This window comes from Vibrio sp. SG41-7, from assembly GCF_014164465.1.
Lineage (GTDB): Bacteria > Pseudomonadota > Gammaproteobacteria > Enterobacterales > Vibrionaceae > Vibrio > Vibrio splendidus.
Window position 1 is genome coordinate 1 of the sequence record NZ_JACJFF010000277.1, and the last position, 1,608, is coordinate 1,608.

Here is a 1,608-nt window from a genome sequence, read left to right on the forward strand (position 1 = left end):
AATATTAGTTTTGAAGTCAGTATTCGTTGAGTCACAAAATCTTAAATTGAAGAGTTTGATCATGGCTCAGATTGAACGCTGGCGGCAGGCCTAACACATGCAAGTCGAGCGGAAACGACACTAACAATCCTTCGGGTGCGTTAATGGGCGTCGAGCGGCGGACGGGTGAGTAATGCCTAGGAAATTGCCTTGATGTGGGGGATAACCATTGGAAACGATGGCTAATACCGCATAATGCCTACGGGCCAAAGAGGGGGATCTTCGGACCTCTCGCGTCAAGATATGCCTAGGTGGGATTAGCTAGTTGGTGAGGTAATGGCTCACCAAGGCGACGATCCCTAGCTGGTCTGAGAGGATGATCAGCCACACTGGAACTGAGACACGGTCCAGACTCCTACGGGAGGCAGCAGTGGGGAATATTGCACAATGGGCGAAAGCCTGATGCAGCCATGCCGCGTGTATGAAGAAGGCCTTCGGGTTGTAAAGTACTTTCAGTTGTGAGGAAGGGGGTAACGTTAATAGCGTTATCTCTTGACGTTAGCAACAGAAGAAGCACCGGCTAACTCCGTGCCAGCAGCCGCGGTAATACGGAGGGTGCGAGCGTTAATCGGAATTACTGGGCGTAAAGCGCATGCAGGTGGTTCATTAAGTCAGATGTGAAAGCCCGGGGCTCAACCTCGGAACTGCATTTGAAACTGGTGAACTAGAGTGCTGTAGAGGGGGGTAGAATTTCAGGTGTAGCGGTGAAATGCGTAGAGATCTGAAGGAATACCAGTGGCGAAGGCGGCCCCCTGGACAGACACTGACACTCAGATGCGAAAGCGTGGGGAGCAAACAGGATTAGATACCCTGGTAGTCCACGCCGTAAACGATGTCTACTTGGAGGTTGTGGCCTTGAGCCGTGGCTTTCGGAGCTAACGCGTTAAGTAGACCGCCTGGGGAGTACGGTCGCAAGATTAAAACTCAAATGAATTGACGGGGGCCCGCACAAGCGGTGGAGCATGTGGTTTAATTCGATGCAACGCGAAGAACCTTACCTACTCTTGACATCCAGAGAAGCCAGCGGAGACGCAGGTGTGCCTTCGGGAACTCTGAGACAGGTGCTGCATGGCTGTCGTCAGCTCGTGTTGTGAAATGTTGGGTTAAGTCCCGCAACGAGCGCAACCCTTATCCTTGTTTGCCAGCGAGTAATGTCGGGAACTCCAGGGAGACTGCCGGTGATAAACCGGAGGAAGGTGGGGACGACGTCAAGTCATCATGGCCCTTACGAGTAGGGCTACACACGTGCTACAATGGCGCATACAGAGGGCAGCAAGCTAGCGATAGTGAGCGAATCCCAAAAAGTGCGTCGTAGTCCGGATTGGAGTCTGCAACTCGACTCCATGAAGTCGGAATCGCTAGTAATCGTGAATCAGAATGTCACGGTGAATACGTTCCCGGGCCTTGTACACACCGCCCGTCACACCATGGGAGTGGGCTGCAAAAGAAGTGGGTAGTTTAACCTTTCGGGGAGGACGCTCACCACTTTGTGGTTCATGACTGGGGTGAAGTCGTAACAAGGTAGCCCTAGGGGAACCTGGGGCTGGATCACCTCCTTATACGAAGATA

General features: G+C 52.6%; 1 rRNA gene. It reads left to right on the forward strand.

From position 1 onward, the window contains the following. Positions 1 to 43 precede the first annotated feature (43 nt). A 16S ribosomal RNA gene (locus tag H5300_RS26595) occupies positions 44 to 1,598 on the forward strand. Positions 1,599 to 1,608: the final 10 nt, after the last annotated feature.